A 22,502-nucleotide genomic window follows, 5' to 3' on the forward strand; every position below is an offset into this window, starting at 1 on the left:
GGTGCCCGGGTCCAGCAGCGAGCCCGTCCAGCACGAGCGCGACCGGTGGAGGCGATCATGGCTGACGAGTCCGAGACGAGGACGACGACCGACCACGACGAGATCCGCAGGTGGGTCGAGGAGAACGGCGGGTCCCCGGCGAGCGTGCGCGGTACCGAGAAGGGCGACGACGACGCGGGCGTCCTGCGCGTCGACTTCCCCGGCGGGGCCGGCGAGGACCAGCTCGAGCACGTGTCGTGGGACGACTGGTTCGCGAAGTTCGACGCGTCCGACCTCGCGTTCCTGTACCAGGCGCAACGGTCCGGCGGGGGCGGCAGCACCTTCTTCAAGCTCGTGCGCCGGTGAGCGCCGCGACGTCGGCGCGCCCCGTGCGGCGCGCGGTGGTCACGGGCGGGGCCGGGTTCGTCGGCAGCCATCTCTGCGAGGCGCTCGTCGCGGCGGGCGCCGAGGTGGTGTGCGTCGACGACCTGTCCACGGGCGACGAGCGCAACGTCGCCGCGCTGCTCGACGACCCGCGGTTCACGCTCGTGCGCCAGGACGTCTCCGCGGCGCTCGAGGTCCCCGATCCCGACCGGGTCGACCTCGTGCTGCACCTCGCCTCGCCCGCCTCGCCCGTCGACTACCTGCGGCTGCCCGTGGAGACGCTGCTCGTCGGCTCGGCCGGGACCCGCCACGCGCTCGAGCTCGCCGAGCGGGCCGGCGCGCGGTTCGTCCTCGCGTCGACGTCCGAGGTGTACGGCGACCCCGAGGTCCACCCGCAGCGCGAGGACTACTGGGGCAACGTCAACCCCGTCGGTCCCCGCAGCGTGTACGACGAGTCCAAGCGCTTCGCCGAGGCGATCACCACCGCGTACCGGCGCAGCCGCGGCGTCGACGCCGGCATCGTGCGCATCTTCAACACCTACGGCCCCCGCATGCGCGGCCACGACGGCCGCATGATCCCGACGTTCGTGCGCCAGGCGCTCGCGGGCGAGCCGCTCACCGTGGCCGGCGACGGGTCGCAGACGCGCTCCGTCTGCTACGTCGACGACCTCGTCGAGGGGCTGCTCGCGTTCGCGGCGAGCGGGCACCCCGGGCCCATGAACCTCGGCAACGCGACCGAGCTCACGGTCGAGCGGATCGCGCGCGACGTGCTCGCCGCCACGGGGTCCGACGCGCCGCTCGAACGGATCCCGCTCCCGGAGGACGACCCGCGACGCCGCCGACCCGACACCGCGCTCGCCGAGCGCGAGCTCGGCTGGCACGCCCGCACGTCGTGGCCCGACGGGCTCGCGCGCACCGTCGCGTGGTTCCGGTCGCGGCCCGACGAGCGCCCCGACGCACCCGACGAGGCCGAGCGCGCCGTCGTCGGGGCGGGTGAGCCGTCGTGAAGGTCTCCGTGCACGGCTGTGGCTACCTCGGGGCCGTGCACGCCGCCGCGATGGCGCACCTCGGGCACGACGTCGTGGGCGTCGACGTCGACGAGGCGAAGGTCGCCGCCCTGGGCGCCGGGCGCGCGCCGTTCTACGAGCCCGGCCTGCCGGACCTGCTCACGGACGGCACGACGCGCGGCGCGCTGCGCTTCTCCACCGACGCCGCCGACGCCGCGGGTGCCGACGTGCACTTCCTGTGCGTCGGGACGCCCCAGTCCGCCGGCAGCGGTGTCGCCGACCTGCACCACCTCGACGCGGCGCTCGCGGCGCTGCGCCCGCACCTGCGGCCTGGCGACGTCGTCGTGGGCAAGTCGACGGTGCCCGTGGGCACGGCAGCGCGTCTCGCGGCGGAGCTGCCCGACGGCGTGCACCTCGCCTGGAACCCGGAGTTCCTGCGGGAGGGCCACGCGGTCGAGGACACGCTGCACCCGGACCGCCTCGTGTACGGCGTGCCGCGCGACGAGCCGGCCGGCCCGGGCACGGCGGACGACGCGCGCGAGCCCGCCGAGCGTCCGGCGCAGCGCCTCGACGCCGTCTACGCCCGCCTGCTCGCCGACGGCGTGCCGCGCGTCGTGACCGACTACGCGACCGCGGAGCTCGCGAAGGTCGCCGCCAACGCGTTCCTCGCCACCAAGGTCTCCTTCGCGAACGCGATGGCGGAGGTCTGCGAGGCCGCGGGCGGCGACGCGGTGGCGCTCGTCGGGACGATGTCCTACGACGCCCGCATCGGCGGCGACTACCTCGGCGTCGGGCTCGGCTTCGGCGGCGGCTGCCTGCCCAAGGACATCCGCGCGTTCGCCGCGCGCGCCGAGGAGCTCGGCGTGGGTCGCTCGGTCGCGTTCCTCGAGGAGGTCGACGCGATCAACGAGCGCTGCCGCGACCGCGCGGTCGAGCTCGTCCGGTCGGCGGGCGGCGGTCTCGCGGGCCGGCGCGTCGCCGTCCTCGGCGCGGCGTTCAAGCCCGACAGCGACGACGTGCGCTCCTCGCCCGCGCTCGACCTCGCGCGCCGCCTCGCGGGCGAGGGGGCGGACGTCGTCGTCACCGACCCGCAGGCGATCGCGCTCGCCCAGGCCGCGGCGCCCGAGCTGCGCTACGCGGCGGAGGTCGCGGAGGCGGTGACGGGCGCGGACGTCGTCGTGCTCGCGACCGAGTGGCCCGAGTACCGCGCGCTCGACCCGGCCGCGCTGGCCGGCGTCGCGCGGTCCGCGCGGCTCGTCGACACCCGCAACGCGCTCGACCTCGCCGCGTGGCGGGCCGCGGGCTGGGACGCGCGGTCGCTGGGCGGCGCGCCGGTCGCGGTGCTCGACGGTCCCGCCCCCGACGTCGCACGCCCTGGCGAGGTCGTCACCGGCTGACCCGGGCAGGTCCCCGGTGGCGCCCGGTGAAGAGCTGGGGCGGACGCCGGGCGGGCACGGGGTGGGAACGGCGGACGCCGCGGCGCCGCAGGCCAGGTGTCGGGACGATACGGGCGTGGACGACACCGCAGGGGAGCACGACGACGCACCCGTGCCGGACCCGCGCCCGGAGCGCCCGGCACGCCCCCCGTCGTCCCCGGGACCGCAGCGCCGGCGCCGGGTGTGCGCCGCGTCGCTCCGGGCGTCGCGGCCGGGCACGGCGTGTGGACCGGAGCGCTCCTGTCCGTCGTCGTCCTCGCGGGGCTCGGCCTCTTCTCCGCAGGCTCCGGCGGCGTCGAGGAGCGTCTCGTCGCGGCCGTCGCCCTCTCCGCTTGGCTCGGCGTGGTCTGGGTCCCGTTCACCGCGCTGTGGGGCGGCCTGGCCGGTCTCGCCGGGGGCGTCGCGGCGCGCCTCACCGACCGGTGGTGGGGACGGACGCCCGCTTGGCTGGTCGCCGCGGGCCCGGTGCTGGTGGCCGCGCTGGGTGGCGCCGCTGCCGGCTGGACCGTCTCGTCCGTGGCCGACGTCGGGCTGACGCCGGCGCTCGGCTCGACGTCGGGCGGCTCCGGCGCGCTCGTCGGCGCGGCGGCGGTGGCGTTCGAACGGCGGGGCGCTCGACGGGCGGCACGCTCCGGGCAGCCGCGACATCGGGCGTCCTCGCGGGCGTCACGGCCGTGCTCGTCGCCGTGGCGTGGCTGTGGACGGGGTGGGTGTCCCTGCGCGCTCAGCCGTGGGACTGGGGTGAGACCTACGGCCACCTGCTCGGCCGGGCGTCGAGCGAGGTCGGCTTCGCGAGCGGCGGGTTTCCGCCCCAGGGCTGGTGCCTCGGCGGCACCTCGGAGGTCGTGCCGACGCAGCCGGTGTGGCACGCGGTCCTCGCGGCCCTGCTCCTCACGGCGGCGTTCGTCGCCCTGGTCGCCCTGCTGGCGCGCAGCGTCGGCCCGTGGAGGTCGAGGACGGACCGGGTCGTCGCACGCGTGGTGTTCGTCGTCGCGGTCGGCGCCGGTCTGGTGTGGGGCTGGTCCATCGCCACCGCGGTGCCGCCCGACGAGGCGTGGGACGACCTCGCCGCACGGCGCGCCGCCGCTGCGCAGGACGCGGTGGATTCTGCGGCGGCGGCAGAGGCCGCGGCCGGCGTCGGCACGTCGGCCGACGCGAGCGCCGTGCCGACACCGCCGCCTGCGCCGGTGAGCGATGCCGCGGCGCGCGCGGACCTCGAGGTGCTGCGCGCCGCCGCTCAGGACGCCGGCGGGCCGGACCTGCTGTGGCCCCAGCCGCTCGGCGTCGTGGACGCCCCCTGCACGACCGCCGACGGGACGGCCGGCGTCCTCCCGTCACTCACCGGCCGGTTCACCACGCGCGACCTCGCGACCGCGACCGACAACCTCGACTTCCTGTCGATCACGCAGGCCAACGAGGACGTCGCCGAGCGGATCGTCCAGGCCTGGTCGCGGCACGGGCTCGGCACGCCCGAGCCCCTGCACGGCGAGTGGTGGCAGGGCCCGACGCCGGACGGCCGGACGACCGTCGAGATCGCGCACGTCGGCTTCGAGGAGGGCGTCGGCGCCGTGCGGGTCGACGCCGTGTGCACGACGCTCCCATGACTGTCGTGGATGGTGAAAAGTTCGGTATGCCCGCTTCGAGTGTCGGTGGTAGCGGCCAGGATGCCCGCATGACTGTGCCAGGACATGACATCGAGCCCGCCGGGTACGCCGAGATGTTGGCCGAGCTGAAGGCACGGGTGCGCGCGACGCGGTTCCGGGCCGCGCGGGCCGCGAACACCGAGGTGCTGCGCCTGTACTGGTCGGTGGGCCGCGACATCCTCGACCGGCAGCGCTCCGCGGGGTGGGGGAGCAAGGTCGTGACGAGCCTGGCGGCCGATCTGCAGCGTGAGTTCCCCGACCAGCGCGGCTGGTCGCGATCGAACCTGCTGTACATGCGGCGAGCGGCCGAGACCTGGCCGACCGAGGACGAGTTCGTCCACCACGTTGGTGGACGATTGCCGTGGCGGCACGTGACGGTGCTGCTCGACCGCGTCGACACCCGCGACGAGCGTGACTGGTACGCCGCACGGGCCGCGGAGGACGGCTGGTCCCGCGCGGTGCTCGAGCATCAGATCAAGGCCGACCTGCGCCGCGCCGTCGGTGCGGCGCCGACCAACTTCACCGTAGCGCTCGAGACGCCTGACTCGGAGCTCGCGCAGCAGCTCGTCAAGGACCCGTACGTGTTCGAGCACCTGGCCCTGGTCGAGCGCGTGGCGGAGCGGGACGTCGAGCAGGCGTTGATGGACCGCTTGCAGGACACGATGCTCGAGCTCGGCCGCGGCATGGCGTTCGTCGGACGTCAGGTGCGCCTGAGCGTGCCGGACGACGCGAGCGACCGTGTGGACGAGTTCTTCGTCGACCTGCTGTTCTTCCACGTCGAGCAGCTGCGCTACGTCGTCGTCGAGCTGAAGATCGGCGCGTTCGAGCCCGGGCACGTCGGCCAGCTCGGCACGTACGTCGCCATCGTCGACGACCAGCTCCGCCGCCCTGAGATCCACGCACCGACGATCGGGATCCTGCTGTGCACGGGCAAGACCGGGCCGACGGTGCGGTACGCCTTGGCGGGCACCAGGGCGCCTATCGCCGTCGCGGACTACCAGGGCCTGCCCGAGGACGCCCGTGGCGTGCTGCCGTCGGCGGCCGAGCTCGAGGCCGTCATCGAGGACGAGCTCGACCACGGCCACTGAGCAGTCCGAACCGGTACGCGCAGCTGCCCTGCGCAGCTCGTCCGCGTGCCGGGTCGGCGGCGCTCGCCCTGCTCGGCGGGCGGACGCATGGCTCCCGGTCCGGACCGCTCACATGGGGGCCCGTCGGTTCGTCATAGTGGGGACAGCACGAGGACGGGAGCGCGTGATGACGCAGAGCGAGGCAGGTCAGGGACCAGGCTCCGATGCGGATGCTCGCGAGCAGCTGCCGGAGGTGTTCGACGAACGGCGTCGGCTGCTCGCGATCGGGTACCGGATGCTCGGCACCCTCGCCGAGGCGGAGGACGCGGTCCAGGAGACGTACGTGCGCTGGTACCGCATGACCGACGCCGAACGTGCCGCGATCGCGAATCCGCAGGGGTGGCTCACCCGTGTCATGAGCCGCGTCTGCCTCGACGTCCTCGGCTCCGCCCGCGCTCGTCGGGAGCGCTACGTCGGGGAGTGGTTGCCGGAACCGGTGCCGGCCGACCTGTTCAGCGGCGCCCCGTCCCCGGCGCACCGGGCACCGACCGTGGACCCGCTGGACCGGGTGACGCTCGACGACGAGGTCAGTACAGCGCTCCTCATCGTGATGGAGAGCATGACGCCTGCCCAGCGCGTCGCGTTCGTCCTGCACGACGTGTTCGCCGTGCCGTTCGACGAGATCGCCGCGGTCGTCGGGCGAAGCCCGGCAGCGGTCCGCCAGCTGGCGACCTCCGCGCGGCGACGGATCCGCGCGCACGACGCCCACCCACGGAACCGGCGGGAGCACGACGACGTGCTCGTCGCCTTCGCGGCGGCCGTCACCGGCGGCGACCTCGCCGCGCTGACCGGACTCCTCGACCCGTCGGTCACGCTCCGTTCCGACGGCGGCGGCGTGGTGACCGCGGCCCGTCGCCCCGTGCTCGGCGTCTCCAACGTCGCCCGCTTCATGCTCGGCGTGTTCCGGAAGCGACCGGGCATGGTCTTTGCCGAGCACCGCACGGGCGACGGCCTGGCCCTCGCCGCCATGGACGGTCGACGGCTTCGCGGCATCGTCAACGTCAAGGTCCGCGACGGGCGGATCACCGACGTCTGGATGCAGGTCAACCCCGACAAGCTGACCAGCTGGCGGACCAGCCTCTGACCCTCGCAGGTCCCTGCCGGCCTCGTCAGGACACCGGCGCCACGAGCCGCGGGGAAAGGAACCGCCATGAAGATCCTCGTCCTCGGCGGCACCGGGCACGTCGGGGCGCGGCTCACCGTCCGCCTCGCCGCGCTCGGCCACGAGACGGTCGCGGCGTCACGCACGAGCGGGGTCGACGCCGTCACCGGGGAAGGCCTCGGAGCGGCGATGGCCGGCGTCGACGTCGTCGTCGACGTGCTCGACACAGTCGACACGGACGTCGCGGCCGCGACCGCGTTCTTCCGCGGCACGACCGAGCGCGTCCTCGCCGCCGAGCACACCACCGGCGTGCACCACCACGTCCTGCTCTCCGTGCTCGGGGCGGACCGCGCGCTCGCGAACGGGTACCACGCCGGGAAGGTCGCGCAGGAGGAGGCGGTCCGCGACGGCGGCATCCCCTTCACCATCGTCCGCGCCACCCAGTTCCACGACGCCGTCCTCACGATCGCGGACGCGCTCACGAGCGACGGCGTCGTCCGCGCACCCGGCATGCTCCTCCAGCCGGTGGACGTCGACGACGTCGTCGACCTTCTCACCGAGGTCGCGACCGCGGAACCGGCGTACGACACCGTCGACCTCGCCGGACCGGACCGGTACCGCCTCGACGAGCTCCTCCGAGCGACGCTCGCCGCCGCCGCCGACGGCCGCGAGGTCGTCACCACCGCCGGGCTGGCCCTTGGCGCCGACGCTGCCGACTCCCTGCTCCCGCTGGGTGCGCACCGCACGGCGCCCGGCCCTTCCCCACCCCCGTGCCGCGAGCGGACCGGTAGCCGCAGCGTCCACCGCGCACGCTCCGGCGATCTCGTCGCGGTGCTCCCTCACACGTCGACCCGCCACGTCGTCAGTGCACCGAGGGCGCACGTCGAGCGCCAGGACGAGGAGACGATATGAAGATCGCCGTCGCCGGTGGCACGGGAACCGTCGGGAAGCACGTCGTGCACGCAGCGCGAGAACGAGGGCACGACGTCGTCGTCCTCTCGCGCGAGCACGGCGTCGACGTGCACGGGAACGTCGGCATCACCGCGTCGATCGACGGTGCCGACGCGGTGATCGACGTCCTCAACACCACGACGCTCTCGACCAAGGTCGCCAGGGCGTTCTTCTCCACGGCCACGACGAACCTCCTCGCCGCCGAGGCGCAGGTCGACACCGCGCACCACGTCGTGCTCTCCATCGTCGGCATCGACGAGATCGACACGTCGTACTACGCCGGGAAGATCGCGCAGGAGCGCCTCGTCCGCGGCTCGGACGTCCCGCACACCGTCGCGCGGGCCGCGCAGTTCCACGAGTTCGCCGAGCAGATCGCCTCCCAGACGACGCTGGGCCCGCTCACCGTGGCACCGCGCACCCTCTCCCGCCCTGTCGCCGCGCGGGAGGTCGGCGCCCATCTCGTCAGCGTCGCGGAGTCCGAGCCCGGGGGGCGAGCCCCAGACCTGGTCGGGCCGGAGGACGACACGCTCGCCGGCATGATCCGCCGCATGTACGCCCACGACCGGACGTCCCGCCGCGTCCTCGACGTCCGCTTCCCGGGTGCCTACGGCACGGGCCTCGCCTCCGGCGCCCTCCGGGGAGGGCAGGGCCCGCAGCGAGTCGCCGGCACGACGTTCGACCAGTGGCTCGAGTCCCCCGACCACCACGGCTGAACGACCACCACGGCTGAACGACCACCACGGCTGAACGACCACCACGAGCGAGGAGAACCCCATGGAACACCCGCGACCCGCTCGAGACCGGATCGGTCTGCTGCAGACCGTCGGGCTCGTCGGCACGATCGTCATCGCCCTCGGAGTGGGCGTGTGGGCGTACGTCCTGCCGCGCGAGTTCTACGACCACTTCCCCTCGCTCCTCGGCGAGTGGATCTCCCAGGACGGCCCGTACAACGAGCACCTGATCCGCGACCACGGAGCGCAGTACCTCGCCCTCGGGGCCGCCAGCGTCGCCGCCCTGTTCTGGCGGTCGCAGCCGCTGTACCGCGTGCTCGGCATCGCCTGGGGCAGCTTCGGCGTCCTGCACGTCGCCTACCACGTCACGCACCTCGGGCACATGAGCACCACGGACGCCGTCGCCCAGATGGTCGTCCTGACGGTCGCCGCGGTGCTCGGCATCATGATCGCGGTCCCCCCGAGAACCCGGGAACCGCAGGAGGACCACGCGCTTCGCGCCTGAGCCTGGCGTCGCCGCCCGTTCATCACCCTCTCGGCCTGGTCGCACACCACGTCGCGGACGGGACACCACGATCGGAGAGAACTGCATGCCCGAGAGCGTCGACGGAGCGACGAGACCGGTCACGTCGCTCGTCCTGGGGTGCGTCGGCATCCTCACCGCCTACCTGCCCGTCGTCGGCGTACCCGTCATCCTCGGCGAGATCGGCACGGCGACCGGCGCCTCGACGGCAGAGCTGCAGTGGGTGACCGCCTCGGGGCTGCTCGCGCTCGCCGCCGCCGTGCTCCCGAGCGGAGTTCTCGGGCACCGGCTCGGACGGCACGTCGTCCTCGTGGCGGGGCTGGCGCTCGTCCTCCTCGGCGCCGTCGTCGGCGTCGTCGCGGGGCTGGTCCCCGCGGAGGTCGCGCTCGGATGGCTGTACACCGGTCAGGTCGTCATCGGGCTCGGCGGCGGAGCGCTCCTGACCTCGACGCTCGCCGTCGTCAGCGACGCCGCGACGACGCACCACCGGCGTGGCCTGTACATCCCGCTCTGGGCGAGCTCGCTGGTCGTCGGGTCCGGCCTCGGACCGTTCGTCTCCGGCGCGGTCGCGACGTTCACCACCTGGGGCTGGACCTTCCTCCCGCTGGCCGTCGTCGCGGCGGGGGCGCTGGCCCTCGCCGTCGCCGTCGCACCTCCCGCACGGACGCCGCGGACGATGCGGCAGGGGATCGACCTGCCAGGACAGCTGACGTCGGCGGCCGCCGTGACGGCGCTCGTCTACACGATCATCCAGGCACCCACCACCGGATGGGCGTCCACCCCGACCGTCGTGAGCGGCGGTGCGTCGGTCCTGCTCGTCGCGGCCTTCGTCGCGGTCGAGGCCCGGGCGGTCTCGCCGATCGTCCCGCTCCGGCTCTTCCGCTCACCAGGTTTCGTCGTCGCCGCGCTCGCGGCGACGAGCATCCTGTTCGCCATCGTCGGCATCGCCTTCGTGCTCACCCTGTATCTCAGCGGGCACCAGCACCTCAGCGTCCTCGGCGTCGCGGACCGTATCGGGTTCCTCTACCTGTTCGCCGCGCTGACCGGGCCGGTCGTCGGGTACGCGCACCGGTACGTCGCGATGTCCACCGTGCTCGTCACCGGGCTCGCGATCTCGGCGCTCGGCGTCGGTCTGCTCGCCGCCGTCCCCGCGGAGGCCGGTCTGGTCGCTCTCGCCTGGCGGCTCAGCCTCACCGGGATCGGCGTCGGAGCCGTCCTCAGCGTTGTCTCGTCGGTCGCCATCCACTCCGTCCAGAGCGGGGACGCGGGCATGGCGGGCGCGACGAACACGTTGTTCCGGCAGGTCGGCGCGGCTCTCGGCCCCGCCGTCGCCGGCACGATCTGGACCACTCGGACCACCGGCGGGGGTCCCGCCGTGGAGGGGTTGCACGTCAGCATGCTCGCCATCGCCTGGGCCCTCGGCGTGTCCGCCGTGCTGGCCCTGCTGACCTTCGCCACGAGCAGTCGTCGGGCCCGCCTGGCCGGCCGCTGACCCGCCGTCCCGGGCTCGACGACCCCGGGCGCCGCCCCGGGCTCAGCGGCCCGTCACGAGCGCGTCGATCCGCCGCACCGGCTCCCACGCACCGTCCTCGGCGTTCGACACGACGACGACGGTCGTCCCCGGCGCGGCGGCTGGCGGCACGCCGGTGCTGCCGGTGCCCTCGGTGGTGGCGTCCGGGTAGTGGCGCAGGATCGCGCTGGCGCCGGTGTTGATGCCCTCCTTGTACGCCGAGCGCACGCTCCCGTCGGCGCGGAGCTCGAACTCGAGCCCGAACCCGTAGTGCACCTCGGCGGTGCGGTCCTCGGGCGCGAGGCCCTCGGCGTCCTTCTCGTCCGTCTCGTCGGTGTCGCCGTCGTCGTGCTTGACCTGCGGCGTGAAGAACGCGCGCGTCAGGTCGGGCGGGAGCAGGACGCCGTCGCGCGCCGCGCCGAGGAAGCGGGCGAGGTCGGCCGCGGTGACGTGCGCGCCGCCGTCGGGTGAGCCGACGGGCGGGTAGGAGTAGATGTTCTGCCGCCACCCGAGCACCGGGCCGTTGCCGGTGCGGTCGTCGCTCGCTGCGTCGTCGCCCGCCGTGTCGCCGCGCACGGGCTCCCAGCCCTCGGCGACGTCCGGCACGGCCTCGTCCATGCGGAAGAACCCGGACGCCGCCATGCCCGCCCGGGCGAAGACGTGCTCGCGGACGTAGTCGCGGTACGTCTGCCCGGTGGCGGACTCGAGGGCGAGCCCGGCGAGCACGTATCCGACGTTGCAGTACCGGCAGCCTTCGCCGGGCGCGAAGTTCGGCTCCTTGTGGACGAAGCCGGGGAGGAAGTCGGCGGTGCGCGTCACGGAGTAGTTCGGCCGGTCGACCCACAGCGCCTCGTACGACTCACCGGCCTCCTCGTCCGCGTCGTCGGCGATGCCCGACGTGTGCGTGAGCAGGTGCCGCAGCGTCACGTCGCGGGGGATCGCGGTGCCGGCGAGGTCGACGTGGTCGTGGACCCGGTCGTCGAGGGCGAGCGTGCCGGCGCCGACCTGCTGGAGCACCGCGACGGCGGTGAACAGCTTGGTCACGGACGCGACGTCGAACCGCGTCGTCGTGCGCACCGGCACGCCCCAGCGGCGCGAGGCCACGCCGTATGCGCGCTCGAACACCTCCTCCCCGTGCCGCTCGACGCGGACGACGCCGGAGAAGTCGTCCGCGGCGGCGGCCGCCGCGAGGTGCCGGTCGAGGGCGTCGAAGGCCTCGGGGGAGGAGGTGTCGAGCGGTGGGTCGGCGGGCACGGACGGGGCCATGCCGTCGACCCTAGGCGTCGGCGTCGGCCCCCGTCAGGAGGTTTTCCGCCGCGGCGACCACCTCGTCGACGGTCGCGCGCTCGAGCGCCGGGTCGACGTCGTCGGCGTGCGGGTCGCCGAGGTAGGTGACGTCGCCGCCCTGCGGCACGGGCTCGTCGCCGTGCCAGACGACGACGTGCCGCTCCGGGTCGATCGCCGGCCCCCACAGCGTGGGCGGCGTCGGGCCGAACAGCACGACCGACGGCGTGCCGTACGCGGTGGCGAGGTGCGCCACGCCCGTGTCCCCGGACACGACGAGCCGGGCCGTCGCGACGACGTCCGCGAGCGCGGGCAGGTCGAGCGTGCCGGACGCGTCGCTCACCGAGCCGCCGGGCGACAGGTCGTCCCCGGCACCGGCGTCCGCGACGACCTGCGCGCACAGCTCGCGCTCGGCAGGCCCTCCCGTGACGACGACGTCGTGCCCCGCGTCCGCGAGCCGGCGCACCACGGCGGCGAACCGGTCGGCGGGCCAGCGCCGCGACCCCGACGCCGCGCCGGGGTGCACGACCACGTGCTCGCCGCGCGAGGCCGGGGCCTCGACGCGCAGGTCCTCGCGCGCGCAGCGCCCGCCCGCCCACGTGAGGAGGCGGCACCAGCGGTCGACCTCGTGCTCGTCGGCGTCCCAGTCGAGCCCGGGCACCATGGCCTCGTCGGACCGGAACGCCACGAGCAGGTCCGGCTCGGTCTCGAGGAGGATCCGGTGGCTCTCGGGGCGCTGCCGTGGAGGTTGACGGCGATGTGCCCGACAGGCGCCCCGCCCGTCACGGCCTCGGCCTCCTCGCCCCAGTGCAGCGGCTCGAGGCCGGTCGTCGGCACGACGCCGTCGACGAGCCCGAGACCCTGGAGCCACGCCCCGACCTCGCTCGGCGCGGCGAGCAGCACGCGCCGGCCGGGCCACGCGCGCCGGACGCCGCGCAGCGCCGGGATCGCGGTCACGGCGTCGCCGAGCCCGAGCGCGCGCAGCACGAGGACCGTGCCCTCGTCCTCGCCCTCGACGACCGCCGGCAGGTCGGGCGCGAGCTCGCTCGCGCCGTCGCCGGTCACGTCCTCCGGTCCCGTCACGCCCTCGCTCACGGCCACGACGTCTCGCCGGAGGCCATGACGAGCATCTCGCGGATCTCGCACCCGACCGGCTGGCGCAGCGCGGTGATCACCGCCTGCGCGGTCGCGCGCGGGTCGTTGAGGTCGGCGTCCGGGCCGGGCTTGTACTGCTCGGTGCGGCCGTCGAAGAACGCGGTGCGCATGCCGCCGGGCACGAGGCACGTCACGCCGACGGTCCCCGCGGTCTCGGCCGCGAGCGCCTGGGAGAACCCGCGCACGGCGAACTTGGACGAGCAGTAGGCGGTGGCGTCGGAGACGCCCTTGAGCCCGAGCGTGGACGCGACGGTCACGACGGTGCCGCGCCGCTCGGCGAGGTGCGGCAGCGCGGCGCGCACGACGGAGACGGTGCCGAACAGGTTGACCTGGACGACGCGCTCCCAGGTGGCGGGGTCGATCTCGTCGAGGCGTCCGCACGCGTCGGTCCCGGCAGCGGTGACGACGGCGTCGGGCGGCCCCACCTCGACGGCGAGGCGCTCGACGGCGGCGGCGGCCGCGGCGGAGTCGGACAGGTCCACGATCGCGTGCAGGCCGCCGTTCGCGGGCGCGACGCGGTCGAGGACGACGGGCTTGCCGCCGGCGGCGGTCACCGCCTCGACGACGGCGGCGCCGAGGCCGCTCGCGCCGCCCGTGACGTACACGGTGCCGACCTCGCGGGGTACGGGCGCCGGGGAGTCGGCGGGCTGCTGGAACGTGGTGGGAGAGGTCATGCGGTGGTCTCCTTCGCGGTGGTGGGGGAGGGAGCTGGGGGGGCGTACTGCCCGGAGCGCTCGAGGATCGACGTCGTGGACCGTCCGGCGACGAACGGCAGGACGACGACGCGCCCGCCGTGGCGGCGCACGACCTCGGCCTCGGGCAGCGTGTCCTCGGTGTAGTCGCCGCCCTTGGCCCACACGTCGGGGCGCAGGCGGTCGAGGGCGGCGCGCGGGTCGTCCTCGTCGAAGACGACGACCTCGCTCACGCAGTCGAGCGCGGCGAGCACGCGGGCGCGGTCGGCCTGCGTGACGACGGGGCGGTCCGGTCCCTTGAGGCGGCGCACGGACGCGTCGCCGTTGAGCAGGACGACGAGGTGGTCGCCGAGGCGGGCCGCGGCCTCGAGCGTCGCGACGTGGCCGGCGTGGAGGATGTCGAAGCACCCGCCGGTCGCGACGACCGTGCCGCCGCGACCGCGCAGGCGGGCCGCGACCTCCTCGGGCGTGGCGGTGCCGGGGCGCCCGTCGGCGGCGTCCTGGCCGTCGGCAGCGCCCCGGTCGTCCGCGCGACGGCGGTAGCCCTCGGCGCCGCCGGCCGCGACCCACGCGGACGCGGCGTCGACGGCGCGGGCGACGCGTCGACGAGCGAGGCGCCGCGCGCGAGCTCGCACGCCGCGGTCGAGGCGAAGCGGTCCCCGGCGCCGCACGGGTCGCCCGCGACGGCGGTCGCGGGCACGTACGCCGGCTCGCCGGTCGCGCGGGCCACGAACGCGCCGCGCTCCCCGGCGGTCACGCACACCGCGTCGACGTCCCAGCCGCGTGCGAGCGCCTGGGCGAGCCCGCCGACGTCGTCGGGGTCCGCGGCGATGCCGAGCCGGTCCGCGGCGTCGAGCGCCTCGGCGAGGTTGGGGGTGACGAGCGCCGCCCCGGGCACGGGTGCGCCGCCGCGCGGGTGCGGGTCCCACACGACCGTCGTCGTGCGGGCCGCCTCCGCGAGCGCGACGCGCAGGGGGCCGTCGTGCGTGGTGCCGGCGCCGTAGTCGGACACGAGGACGACGTCCGCGTCGCCGAGCGTCGCGCGCACGGCCGCCTCGGGGACGTCGACGGGCCGGGCCGGGCCGCCGTCGTCGACCCGGACGACGGTCTGTCCCGCGGAGCGCACGCGCGTCTTGCGCCGCGTCGTGCCCTCCTGCGGGACGGGCACGACGCCGAGGTGCGGACGCAGCAGCGCGCGCAGGTCGCGCCCGCGTCGTCGTCGCCGAACGGCGCGACCAGCCGGACGCGCGCGGCGTCGGCGGCGAGCAGGGCCGTGAGCCCGGCGCCGCCGGGGCTGCGGCGCACGCCGAGCGTGTCGACGACCGGGACCGGGCCGTCGGGGGAGAAGCGCGTGACCTGCCCGTCGACGTCGCGGTCGAGGAGCACGTCCCCGACGACGACGACGCGCGGCCGGTCGTCCGCGGGTGTGGGCTCGGCGGCTCGCGGCTGCGCGTGGGCAGCACCGTCGGCGCCGTCGGCACTGTCGGCGACGGCCTCCGCGGCGGCCTGCCGGTGGCGCACGTGCGCGTCGACCGCCGCGCACAGCGCGTGCACGACGACGAGGTGCAGCTCCTGCACCGACGACGTCGACGCGCCCTGCATCGCGAGCGTGTCGTCGCACGCCGCCGACAGGGCGGACTCGCGCGGGCCGGTGAGCGCCCACGTGGTGAGGCCGAGCTCGCGCGCCGGTGCGCCGCGGCCACGACGTTCTCGCTGCGGCCCGACGTGGACAGCAGCAGCAGCACGTCGCCCGCCCGCCCGTGCGCGGCGACCTGCCGCGCGTACATCTCGCCGACGCCGTAGTCGTTGACGATCGCGGTGAGGCTGGAGGTCTCGGCGTGCAGGCTGATCGCGGACAGCGGCACGCGCTCCCCCTCGAACCGCCCCACGAGCTCGGCCGTGAGGTGCTGGGCCTCCGCGGCGCTGCCGCCGTTGCCCGCGACGAGCAGGCGTCCGCCCGCCAGCACGACGTCCGCGAGTCTCTCGCCCCACGCGTCGATGCGGCCCGCCTCGGCGAGCAGCAGGTCGAGGCCCTGGTGGAGGTCGTCCGCGTGCGCACGCAGCCAGTCGCGCGCGGCGCTCATCGGGCGCTCACCGCCCGCAGCGCCGCGGCGGGCGCGGCCGCCGCGGACCTGGACGACGCCGCGGCGGCAGCGACCGAGGCCGGCTCGGACGACGGTGCGCGCCGCGTGCCCGACCGCGACCCGGCGGCCACGACGCGCTCGTACGACTCGAGCGTGCTCGCCGCGACGGCGGTCCAGCTGTAGAGGCGCTCGGCCCGCACGCGCGCCGCCGACCCGAGCCGTTCGCCGAGCGCGGGGTCGTCGGCGAGGCGCTGCAGCGCCGCGGCCAGCGCCGCCGCGTCGCGCGGCGGGACGAGCAGGCCCGTGCGCCCGTCCACGACCGAGTCGAGCAGACCGCCGACCGCGGCGCCCACGACCGGGCGCCCGCAGGCCGCGGCCTCGAGCGGCACGATCCCGAACGGCTCGTACCAGGGGTCGCACACGACGACGTCGGCCGCGTGCATGTGGTCGCGCACCTCGTCCTGCGTGACGCTGCCGACGAGGTGCACCCGGTCGGCCACGCCGAGGGCCTGCGCGAGCGCCCGCAGGCGGCGCGCCTCGTCGTCCTGCTCGAGCCGGTCCGGCCGCGGGCCGCCCGCGACGACCAGCTCGGCCCGCGGCAGCGCCGGGAGCGCCTCGATGACGGTGTCGATCCCCTTGCGCTCCACGAGCCGCCCGACCGTGACCAGCCGCAGCGTGCCCGGCTCGCGGTCGCGGCGCTCGCGCAGGCGCTCCCCGCGGGCGGGGTCGGGGCGGAAGTGCCCGACGTCGACCCCGCACGGCACGACGTCCACCCGGTCCGGGTCGGCGCCGAGCGCGACGAGCTCGGCGACCTCGTCGGTGCACGTCGCGATCACGCGGTCCACCGCGCGGCACAGCAGGCGCTCGCGGGCCACGCGCTCCGCGGGGCTCGTGTCGCGCGCGCCTGGTGGCGGCGCTTGACGGACCCGAGCGCGTGGAACGTCTGCACGAGCGGGATGCCGAGCGCCGGCGCGGACATCAGCCCGGCGATGCCGGACATCCAGAAGTGCGCGTGCACGACGTCGGGCGCCGCGGCCGGGTCGGACCACCGCCGGCGCAGGTCCGCGCCGAAGGCGTCCATGTGCGGCAGGAGCTCGTCCTTGGGCACGGACGTCGGCGGTCCGGCGTCGACGTGCACGACCTCGACGCCGCGCGCGAGGGGCACGCGCTCCGGGAGCGCCGCGTCGTCGCGCCGGGTGTAGACCTCGACGTCGTGCCCCTGGGCGCCGAGCCGCGTGGCGAGCGACGCGACGTGGACGTTCTGCCCGCCAGCGTCGACGCCGCCGAGGACGGCGAGCGGGCTGGCGTGCTCGGAGATCATCGCGATCTTCATGAGGTCACCTCCTGGAGGACCGTGTCCCAGCGGCGCAGGAACGTGGCGAGGGAGTAGTGCTCGAGGACGTGGGCGCGCGCGGCGGTGCCGCGCTCGCGCGCCTCGTCGGGGTCGGCGAGCCAGCGCCGCGCGGTCGCGACGAGCTCGTCGGGACGGGAGCTGAGCGTCCCGGCGGCCGGCGGGACCGCGACGGGCGCCTCGGTGGTCGGCAGCGCGAGCACCGGCATGCCGAGGGCCATCGCCTCGAGCAGCGACAGTCCGAGGCTCGTCCAGCGGTAGGGGTGCAGGTAGACGCGCGACGTCGCGAGGCGCGCGTGCATCGCAGCCTGCGGGACGTCGTCGTGCAGGCCGTGCTGCGTGCCGGGTGCGCCGCCGGGCCCGGGGGCGGGACCGGCCGCCGGACCGCCGAGGTGCTCGGCAAGCTTGCCGACGCCCATCCCGTACACGTCGAGCGGTGCGTGCCGCCCGACCTCGACGAGGACGTCGGTGCCCGCGACGCGCCACCGCCGTACCGGCTCGTTGACGACGACGCCGACGCTCGCCCGGCTGCCCGTGTACAGGTGGCCGGGGTCGGGGATGCCGTGGTCGACGACGAGGGTGCGCGCGTCGCCGCAGTCCCACATGAGCTGGTTGAACGCGGTGACGTGCACGATCGGGACGAGGCCCTCCTCGACGACGTCGAGGCCGGCGAGGGGGTGGCGCGAGCGGGCCGCGTGCTCGGTGGGCGCGTTGTGCTCGACGTACACCGCGGGCACGTCGCGCCCGGGCACGAGCCCGGTCCAGCGCCGTAGCAGCTCGACCTCCTCCGGCCGCTGGAGCACGACGACGTCGATCCCGCCGCCCGCGGCGAGGCCGGCGATCTCCTCGGGCGAGGCCTCGGTCACCGACGCGGGCCAGTCCCAGGTCTGCGCGCGGCCGCGGCCCTCGGGCCCGCGGCCCGGGACGAGGGGGACGACGTACTCGTGGCCGCCGCCGACGAACGACGTCGCCCACGACCCGTGCACGTGCCAGACGAGGATCCTCATGCGACCACCTCCGCGGTCTCGGGCGCACGTCCGGGCGGGGCCGGGGGCGCGTCGGGGGACGTCGCGGCGAGACGCTCGACGGCGTCGACGACCTCGTGCGTCCCGATGCCGCCCAGGCACGGGTGCCCGGCGACGGGGCACGCGCGCGCCCGGGTGCCGCGGCACGCGGCGCCCTGGTCGCCGAGGACGACGCTCGGCACGCCCCACGGCGCCCAGCGGTCGGCGGGGACGACGGGCGCGAAGAGCGAGACGACCGGCGTCCCGACGGCGGCGGCGAGGTGCGCGGGCCCGGTGTTGCCGACGACGACGCACGCCGCCCCGGCGAGCACGGCCGCGAGCCCGGCGAGGTCGGTGCGACCCGACAGGTCCGTCGCGCGGCCGTCCGCGACGTGCGCCGCGAGGTCGGTCTCGCGCGGCCCGCCGGTCACGACGACGCGGTGCCCGGCGTCGGCCAGCGCGGCAACCATGTCGCGCGCGTGGTCGGGCGCGGGCGCGCGGGCCGGTACCGACGCACCGGGGTGCACGACGACGTACGGCCCGGCGGGCACGAGGTCGCGCACGTCGGGCAGCGGCTCGCGCACGCGCAGGCGGTCGTCGGCCGGTCCGTCGTGACGAGACCGTGCGCGTGCGGTCGCGCCGTCGCGGTCGGCGACCGGGTAGCCCGCGGCGCGCACCAGGTCGAGGGCGGCCTCGACCTCGTGCAGGCCGTCGGGGCGGCGGTGGCGCACGTCGAGCAGCGAGCCGGGGTAGTCCTCGCTCGTGCCGGACACGTGAGGGATCCCCGCGAGCCGGGCGAGCAGCGCCATGGGCAGCGGGCTCTGGTGGAACGACGTGAAGACCACGGCGGCGGCGTACCGGCGCGCGGCGAGCGTCTCGACGAGGCCGAGCACCTCGGCGCGGTCGAGCGGCGGCGGCGCGTACCCGGACCACGGCGCGTCGAACACGAGCACGTCGCGCACGCCCGGCAGCAGCCCGGCGGCGGCGCGGCCGGCGGACGACGCGAGCACGTCGACCTGTCCGCCGCGCTCGGCCGCACCGGCCGCCAGGGCCCGGACCGCCGGACCGGTGAGCAGCACGTCGCCGTCGCTGTCGAGGCGCACGGCCAGGACGTCGGCCGTCATGCGTCGCCCTCCGCGAGATCGGCAGCTCCGGTCGACGTCGCAGTCCCGACGCGCCGATCTCAGCACCGGCTGCCGATCTCGACGCGCCCCGTGCCGAGGCGGGGAGCGGTCGGCGAGCAGCTTCACCGCGGCGGCGAGGTCGGGCGCGACGTGCGGGGCGGCGTCGACCTCCTCGGCCCGCGTGACGGGGGTCGGCACGAGCACGGGCGTCGCGCCCGCGGCGAGCGCGGCACCGACGTCGGCGCCGATGTCCCCGACGACGGCGCAGCGCCACGGCTCGACGCCGAGCTCGGCCGCGGCGGCGAGCACCATGCCGGGTGCGGGCTTGCGGCACGCGCACGCGTCGTCGGGCCCGTGCGGGCACACCTGCCACGTGTCGAACGGGCCGAGCAGCTCCTCGACGCGCGCGTTGACGGCGTCGACCTGGTCGCGCGTGATCATGCCCCGCGCCACACCGGACTGGTTGGACACGACGCCGACGCGCACGCCGCGCGCCCGCAGGCCGTCGAGCACCTCTTGCGCGCCCTCGACGGGCCGGACGGCCGCCGGGTCGCCGTTGTAGGGGACGTCGTGGACGAGCGTGCCGTCGCGGTCGAAGAGCACCGCGGCGAGCGTGCCGGGCCACGGGTCGAGCCCGCGGCGCGCGGCGAGCGTGCCTGCGACGCGGTGCCGCACGGCGGCGAACGGGATCGCGGCGCTCGTCCAGGCCATGCGGCGCAGCTCGGCGGCGAAGACGTCGTCGCCCGGGCGGGGGCCGGGGGCGAGGCGGCGGCGCGCGAAGTCGAGCGTGAGCCCGGCCCAGGCGGCGGCACCGAGCGCGGCGACCGCGGGGCGGCGCGCGAGCAGTCCCGCTGCGGCGACGCCCGCGGCGCCCACGGTCGCGACGTGCCAGGCGAGGCGTCCCCGCCCGGTCTCGGCGCGCTCGCGCCAGTCGGGACTGTGCAGGGCGCGCATCGTCGCGTCGTCGCGCGTGCCCGCCTGGACGCGCAGGCTCACGCCGTCGTCGGTCGGGCGTACCGGGTGCGTCGTCGTGCGGGTGCCGCGCACGAGCTCCCAGCCCGCATCGCGCACGCGCAGCGCCAGGTCGGCGTCCTCGCGGTACGCGCGGGGGAAGCGCTCGTCGAACCCGGCGACGTGCTCGAGCGCGGCGCGGCGGTAGGCCATGTCGGCGGTCGGCCACAGCGCGTCCTGCAGCCCCGCGGTGCCGCGCTCCCAGTCGGTCGGTCGACGGTGCGTCGGCAGCGGCACGTGCAGGCGTCCCTGCACACCGCCCGTGCGAGCGCCGGCGGCGGCGAGGTCGGCGGCCAGGAGATCGGCCCAGCCGTCGGGGAGCTCTACGTCGTCGTCGAGGAACACGACCCACGGCGCGGACGTCGAGCGCCAGCCGGCGTTGCGGGCGGCGGCCGGGCCGCGCCCGCCGGTGCGCACGACGCGCGCACCGAGCCGGGCGCCGACGTCGCCGAGGTCGAGCGGCTCGGGCAGCGGGTCGCCCGGCCCGTCGGCGGAGGAAGCGGTGGGCAGGCGCCGGTCGTCCGCGACGACGACCTCGACCGGCGCCGGCGCGGCTGGGGAGCCGTCGGCCTGCGCGGCGAGCGTCTCGAGCAGACGCAGCAGCGACGGCCGCCCGATGGACGGCACGACGACGGCGTACGCCTGCTCGCTGCCGGCGACGCCCGGGGTGGCGGGCGCCGTCACGCCGCCGCCCCGTCGCCCGCGCCGGGGGCGAAGACGTCCGCGCGGCGCACGAGGTGGGGGCCGAGGACGAGCACGTCGACGGGCGCCGAGCCGAACAGCTCGAGCGCGTCGCGCGGGTCGTCGACCATCGGCCGCCCGGCGGTGTTGAGGCTCGTGTTGACGACGACGGGCAGGCCCGTGCGCTCCTTGAACGCACGGATCATCGCCTGCAGCCGCGGGGTCGAGTCGTCGATCGTCTGGATGCGCGCGGTGTGGTCCACGTGCACGACCGTCGCGATGCGGTCGCGCCACTCGGGCGCGACCTCGTGCACGAACAGCATGTACGGGCTGGGGATCGGGCCGCCGCTGAAGATCTCCGCGGCGTCCTCGAGGAGGACCATCGGCGCGACGGGGCGGAACTGCTCGCGGCCCTTGACGTCGTTGAGGCGCTCGAGGTTCTCCACCGGCCCGGGGTTCGCGATGAGCGAGCGGTGCCCGAGCGCGCGCGGCCCGAACTCGGCGCGCCCGTCGAACCACGCGATGACGCCGTTGTCGGCGAGCACCTGGGCGACCTCGCCGGGCAGGTCGTCGGGCGTGGTGAACGGGACCTTGGCGGTGCGCAGCCAGTCGGCGAGCTCGTCGTCGGACCAGGACCGGCCGAGGGCGGCCGAGCCCATCGGCTCGACGGTGTCGCCCGCCTCGGCCGCGAGCTGCATCGCCGCGCCGAGCGCGGTGCCGGAGTCGCCCGCGGCGGGCTGCACCCACACCTCCTCGAACGGCGTCTCGCGCCAGATCCGGGAGTTCGCGACGCAGTTGAGCGCCGTCCCGCCGCCCATCGTGAGCACGCGGTCGCCCGTCTGCCCGTGCAGCCACGTCGCGAGGTCCACGAGGACCTCCTCGAGCCGCGCCTGCACCGACGCGGCGAGGTCGGCGTGCTCCGCCATGCCGCCGTGCTCGGTGCCCCACGTGCCGTCGTCGACGCGACGCGGCGCCCACCGCGTCCAGTCGGGCGCCTCGGCGACGAACCCGCCGTCGTCGGTCGCGTAGAGGATCTCGCGCAGGTCGTCGAGGAAGCGCGGCTCGCCGTAGGACGCGAGCGCCATGACCTTGTACTCGTCGCTCGAGCGCAGGAAGCCCAGGTGCTCGGTCAGGGACTCGTAGACCAGGCCGAGCGAGTGGGGCAGCTCCTGGCTCGCGAGCACCTCGAGCTTGCCGTGCGCGTACCGGCCGGCGAGGTGGGACGAGCGCTCACCGCGCCCGTCGAGCGACAGGACGCTCGCGACGGGGAACGGCGACGCGAGCGCGGCCGACGCCGCGTGCGCGACCTCGTGCGGGACGAACCGCACCGCCGACGGCGACAGGCCGGGCAGCGCCGTCGCGATGAACTGCGGGGCCCGCTCGGCGTACTGCACGCGCAGCCAGTCCCACGGGTCCGGAAGGCCCATCTCCTCGGCGGGCTTCGCCAGCGCCGGGTCGAACGAGTACGCGACCGCGTCGAGGTCCTGCGGGCGCAGCCCACCGGCCTCCAGGCACCACGCCATCGCCTTCTCGGGCAGCTCCCACGCCGCGAACGGCACGGGCCGCTTGCCGTGCTTGCGCCGGGAGAACCTCTCCTCCTCGGCGGCCGCGACGACCTTGCCGTCGACGACCAGAGCCGCGGACGGGTCGTGGAACAGGGCGTTCACACCGAGGACGCGCATGGATGGCGAGCCTTCCTTTCTCGGGCCAGGCTGGGAGGGCC

19 protein-coding genes and 2 pseudogenes are annotated in these 22,502 nt (G+C 76.0%); 10 read left to right on the forward strand and 11 right to left on the reverse strand.

Translation table 11 applies throughout. From position 1 onward, the window contains the following. Nucleotides 1-57 precede the first annotated feature (57 nt). The 10 genes from BJF88_RS16765 to BJF88_RS16810 all read left to right on the forward strand — a co-directional run bounded on the left by BJF88_RS16765 (nucleotide 58) and on the right by BJF88_RS16810 (nucleotide 10,375). Nucleotides 58-345, forward strand: coding sequence for a hypothetical protein (locus BJF88_RS16765; RefSeq protein ID WP_075829653.1), 288 nt, complete (start codon nucleotides 58-60; stop codon nucleotides 343-345). Next, entirely contained in the window at nucleotides 342-1,370 is a 1,029-nt protein-coding gene (locus BJF88_RS16770) for an NAD-dependent epimerase/dehydratase family protein (protein ID WP_083649232.1), read from the forward strand. The genes BJF88_RS16765 and BJF88_RS16770 overlap by 4 nt, the downstream gene beginning before the upstream one ends. Continuing rightward, nucleotides 1,367-2,767, forward strand: coding sequence for a UDP-glucose/GDP-mannose dehydrogenase family protein (locus BJF88_RS16775; RefSeq protein ID WP_075829614.1), 1,401 nt, complete (start codon nucleotides 1,367-1,369; stop codon nucleotides 2,765-2,767). The genes BJF88_RS16770 and BJF88_RS16775 overlap by 4 nt, the downstream gene beginning before the upstream one ends. Before the next feature lie 713 nt (nucleotides 2,768-3,480). Continuing rightward, a complete protein-coding gene (locus BJF88_RS16780) occupies nucleotides 3,481-4,410 on the forward strand; it encodes a hypothetical protein (protein ID WP_075829615.1) in 930 nt (309 codons plus the stop codon). Nucleotides 4,411-4,478: 68 nt separating this feature from the next. Further along, a complete protein-coding gene (locus BJF88_RS16785; protein WP_075829616.1) occupies nucleotides 4,479-5,537 on the forward strand; it encodes a YhcG family protein in 1,059 nt (352 codons plus the stop codon). A gap of 232 nt (nucleotides 5,538-5,769) precedes the next feature. Next, complete coding sequence (sigJ, locus tag BJF88_RS16790; RefSeq protein ID WP_255372126.1) at nucleotides 5,770-6,660, forward strand: RNA polymerase sigma factor SigJ; 891 nt, start codon at nucleotides 5,770-5,772, stop codon at nucleotides 6,658-6,660. Between the two features lie 66 nt (nucleotides 6,661-6,726). After that, nucleotides 6,727-7,590, forward strand: coding sequence for an SDR family oxidoreductase (locus tag BJF88_RS16795; protein ID WP_075829617.1), 864 nt, complete (start codon nucleotides 6,727-6,729; stop codon nucleotides 7,588-7,590). Further along, nucleotides 7,587-8,342, forward strand: a complete 756-nt coding sequence (locus BJF88_RS16800) for an SDR family oxidoreductase (protein ID WP_075829618.1) — start codon at nucleotides 7,587-7,589, stop codon at nucleotides 8,340-8,342. The genes BJF88_RS16795 and BJF88_RS16800 overlap by 4 nt, the downstream gene beginning before the upstream one ends. A 61-nt stretch (nucleotides 8,343-8,403) precedes the next feature. Then, nucleotides 8,404-8,865, forward strand: a complete 462-nt coding sequence (locus tag BJF88_RS16805) for a hypothetical protein (protein WP_083649234.1) — start codon at nucleotides 8,404-8,406, stop codon at nucleotides 8,863-8,865. 85 nt (nucleotides 8,866-8,950) lie between these two features. Beyond that, nucleotides 8,951-10,375, forward strand: a complete 1,425-nt coding sequence (locus tag BJF88_RS16810) for an MFS transporter (protein ID WP_075829619.1) — start codon at nucleotides 8,951-8,953, stop codon at nucleotides 10,373-10,375. Nucleotides 10,376-10,417: 42 nt separating this feature from the next. On the opposite strand, the gene BJF88_RS16815 is transcribed toward BJF88_RS16810, so the two are convergent. From BJF88_RS16815 to BJF88_RS16860, 11 genes and pseudogenes are all read right to left on the reverse strand, one after another. Continuing rightward, nucleotides 10,418-11,659: a serine hydrolase gene (locus BJF88_RS16815; RefSeq protein WP_075829620.1), complete on the reverse strand. Its 1,242-nt coding sequence runs from the start codon at nucleotides 11,657-11,659 to the stop codon at nucleotides 10,418-10,420. Between the two features lie 10 nt (nucleotides 11,660-11,669). After that, complete coding sequence (locus tag BJF88_RS16820; RefSeq protein ID WP_255372127.1) at nucleotides 11,670-12,365, reverse strand: glycosyltransferase family 9 protein; 696 nt, start codon at nucleotides 12,363-12,365, stop codon at nucleotides 11,670-11,672. A 403-nt stretch (nucleotides 12,366-12,768) separates the two neighbouring features. Beyond that, nucleotides 12,769-13,506: an SDR family oxidoreductase gene (locus BJF88_RS16825; RefSeq protein WP_075829621.1), complete on the reverse strand. Its 738-nt coding sequence runs from the start codon at nucleotides 13,504-13,506 to the stop codon at nucleotides 12,769-12,771. Continuing rightward, nucleotides 13,503-14,285 (reverse strand): adenylyltransferase/cytidyltransferase family protein, encoded by a 783-nt coding sequence (locus BJF88_RS22605; protein ID WP_255372135.1) that lies wholly within the window; start codon nucleotides 14,283-14,285, stop codon nucleotides 13,503-13,505. Before BJF88_RS22605 ends, BJF88_RS16825 begins: the two co-directional genes overlap by 4 nt. After that, nucleotides 14,183-15,187, reverse strand: a pseudogene (locus tag BJF88_RS23935) (hypothetical protein); the annotation flags it as partial. The pseudogene BJF88_RS23935 and the gene BJF88_RS22605, both read right to left, overlap by 103 nt. A gap of 85 nt (nucleotides 15,188-15,272) precedes the next feature. After that, nucleotides 15,273-15,608, reverse strand: a pseudogene (locus BJF88_RS22620) (SIS domain-containing protein); the annotation flags it as partial. Then, complete coding sequence (locus tag BJF88_RS23940) at nucleotides 15,605-16,483, reverse strand: glycosyltransferase (protein ID WP_075829622.1); 879 nt, start codon at nucleotides 16,481-16,483, stop codon at nucleotides 15,605-15,607. The gene BJF88_RS23940 and the pseudogene BJF88_RS22620, both read right to left, overlap by 4 nt. Beyond that, entirely contained in the window at nucleotides 16,441-16,941 is a 501-nt protein-coding gene (locus BJF88_RS23945) for a glycosyltransferase (RefSeq protein WP_075829623.1), read from the reverse strand. Before BJF88_RS23945 ends, BJF88_RS23940 begins: the two co-directional genes overlap by 43 nt. Beyond that, complete coding sequence (locus tag BJF88_RS16850; RefSeq protein ID WP_075829624.1) at nucleotides 16,938-17,966, reverse strand: glycosyltransferase; 1,029 nt, start codon at nucleotides 17,964-17,966, stop codon at nucleotides 16,938-16,940. The genes BJF88_RS23945 and BJF88_RS16850 overlap by 4 nt, the downstream gene beginning before the upstream one ends. Continuing rightward, nucleotides 17,963-20,782 carry an HAD-IIIA family hydrolase gene (locus tag BJF88_RS22625; RefSeq protein ID WP_075829625.1) on the reverse strand — a complete coding sequence of 940 codons (2,820 nt, stop codon included), beginning with the start codon at nucleotides 20,780-20,782 and terminating at the stop codon, nucleotides 17,963-17,965. Before BJF88_RS22625 ends, BJF88_RS16850 begins: the two co-directional genes overlap by 4 nt. Further along, on the reverse strand, nucleotides 20,779-22,461 hold the full coding sequence (locus BJF88_RS16860; RefSeq protein WP_075829626.1) for a carbamoyltransferase C-terminal domain-containing protein: 1,683 nt from the start codon (nucleotides 22,459-22,461) through the stop codon (nucleotides 20,779-20,781). Before BJF88_RS16860 ends, BJF88_RS22625 begins: the two co-directional genes overlap by 4 nt. Between the last annotated feature and the right edge of the window lie 41 nt (nucleotides 22,462-22,502).

It is taken from the genome of Cellulosimicrobium sp. CUA-896 (assembly GCF_001942335.1).
In the GTDB taxonomy this organism is placed as follows: domain Bacteria; phylum Actinomycetota; class Actinomycetes; order Actinomycetales; family Cellulomonadaceae; genus Cellulosimicrobium.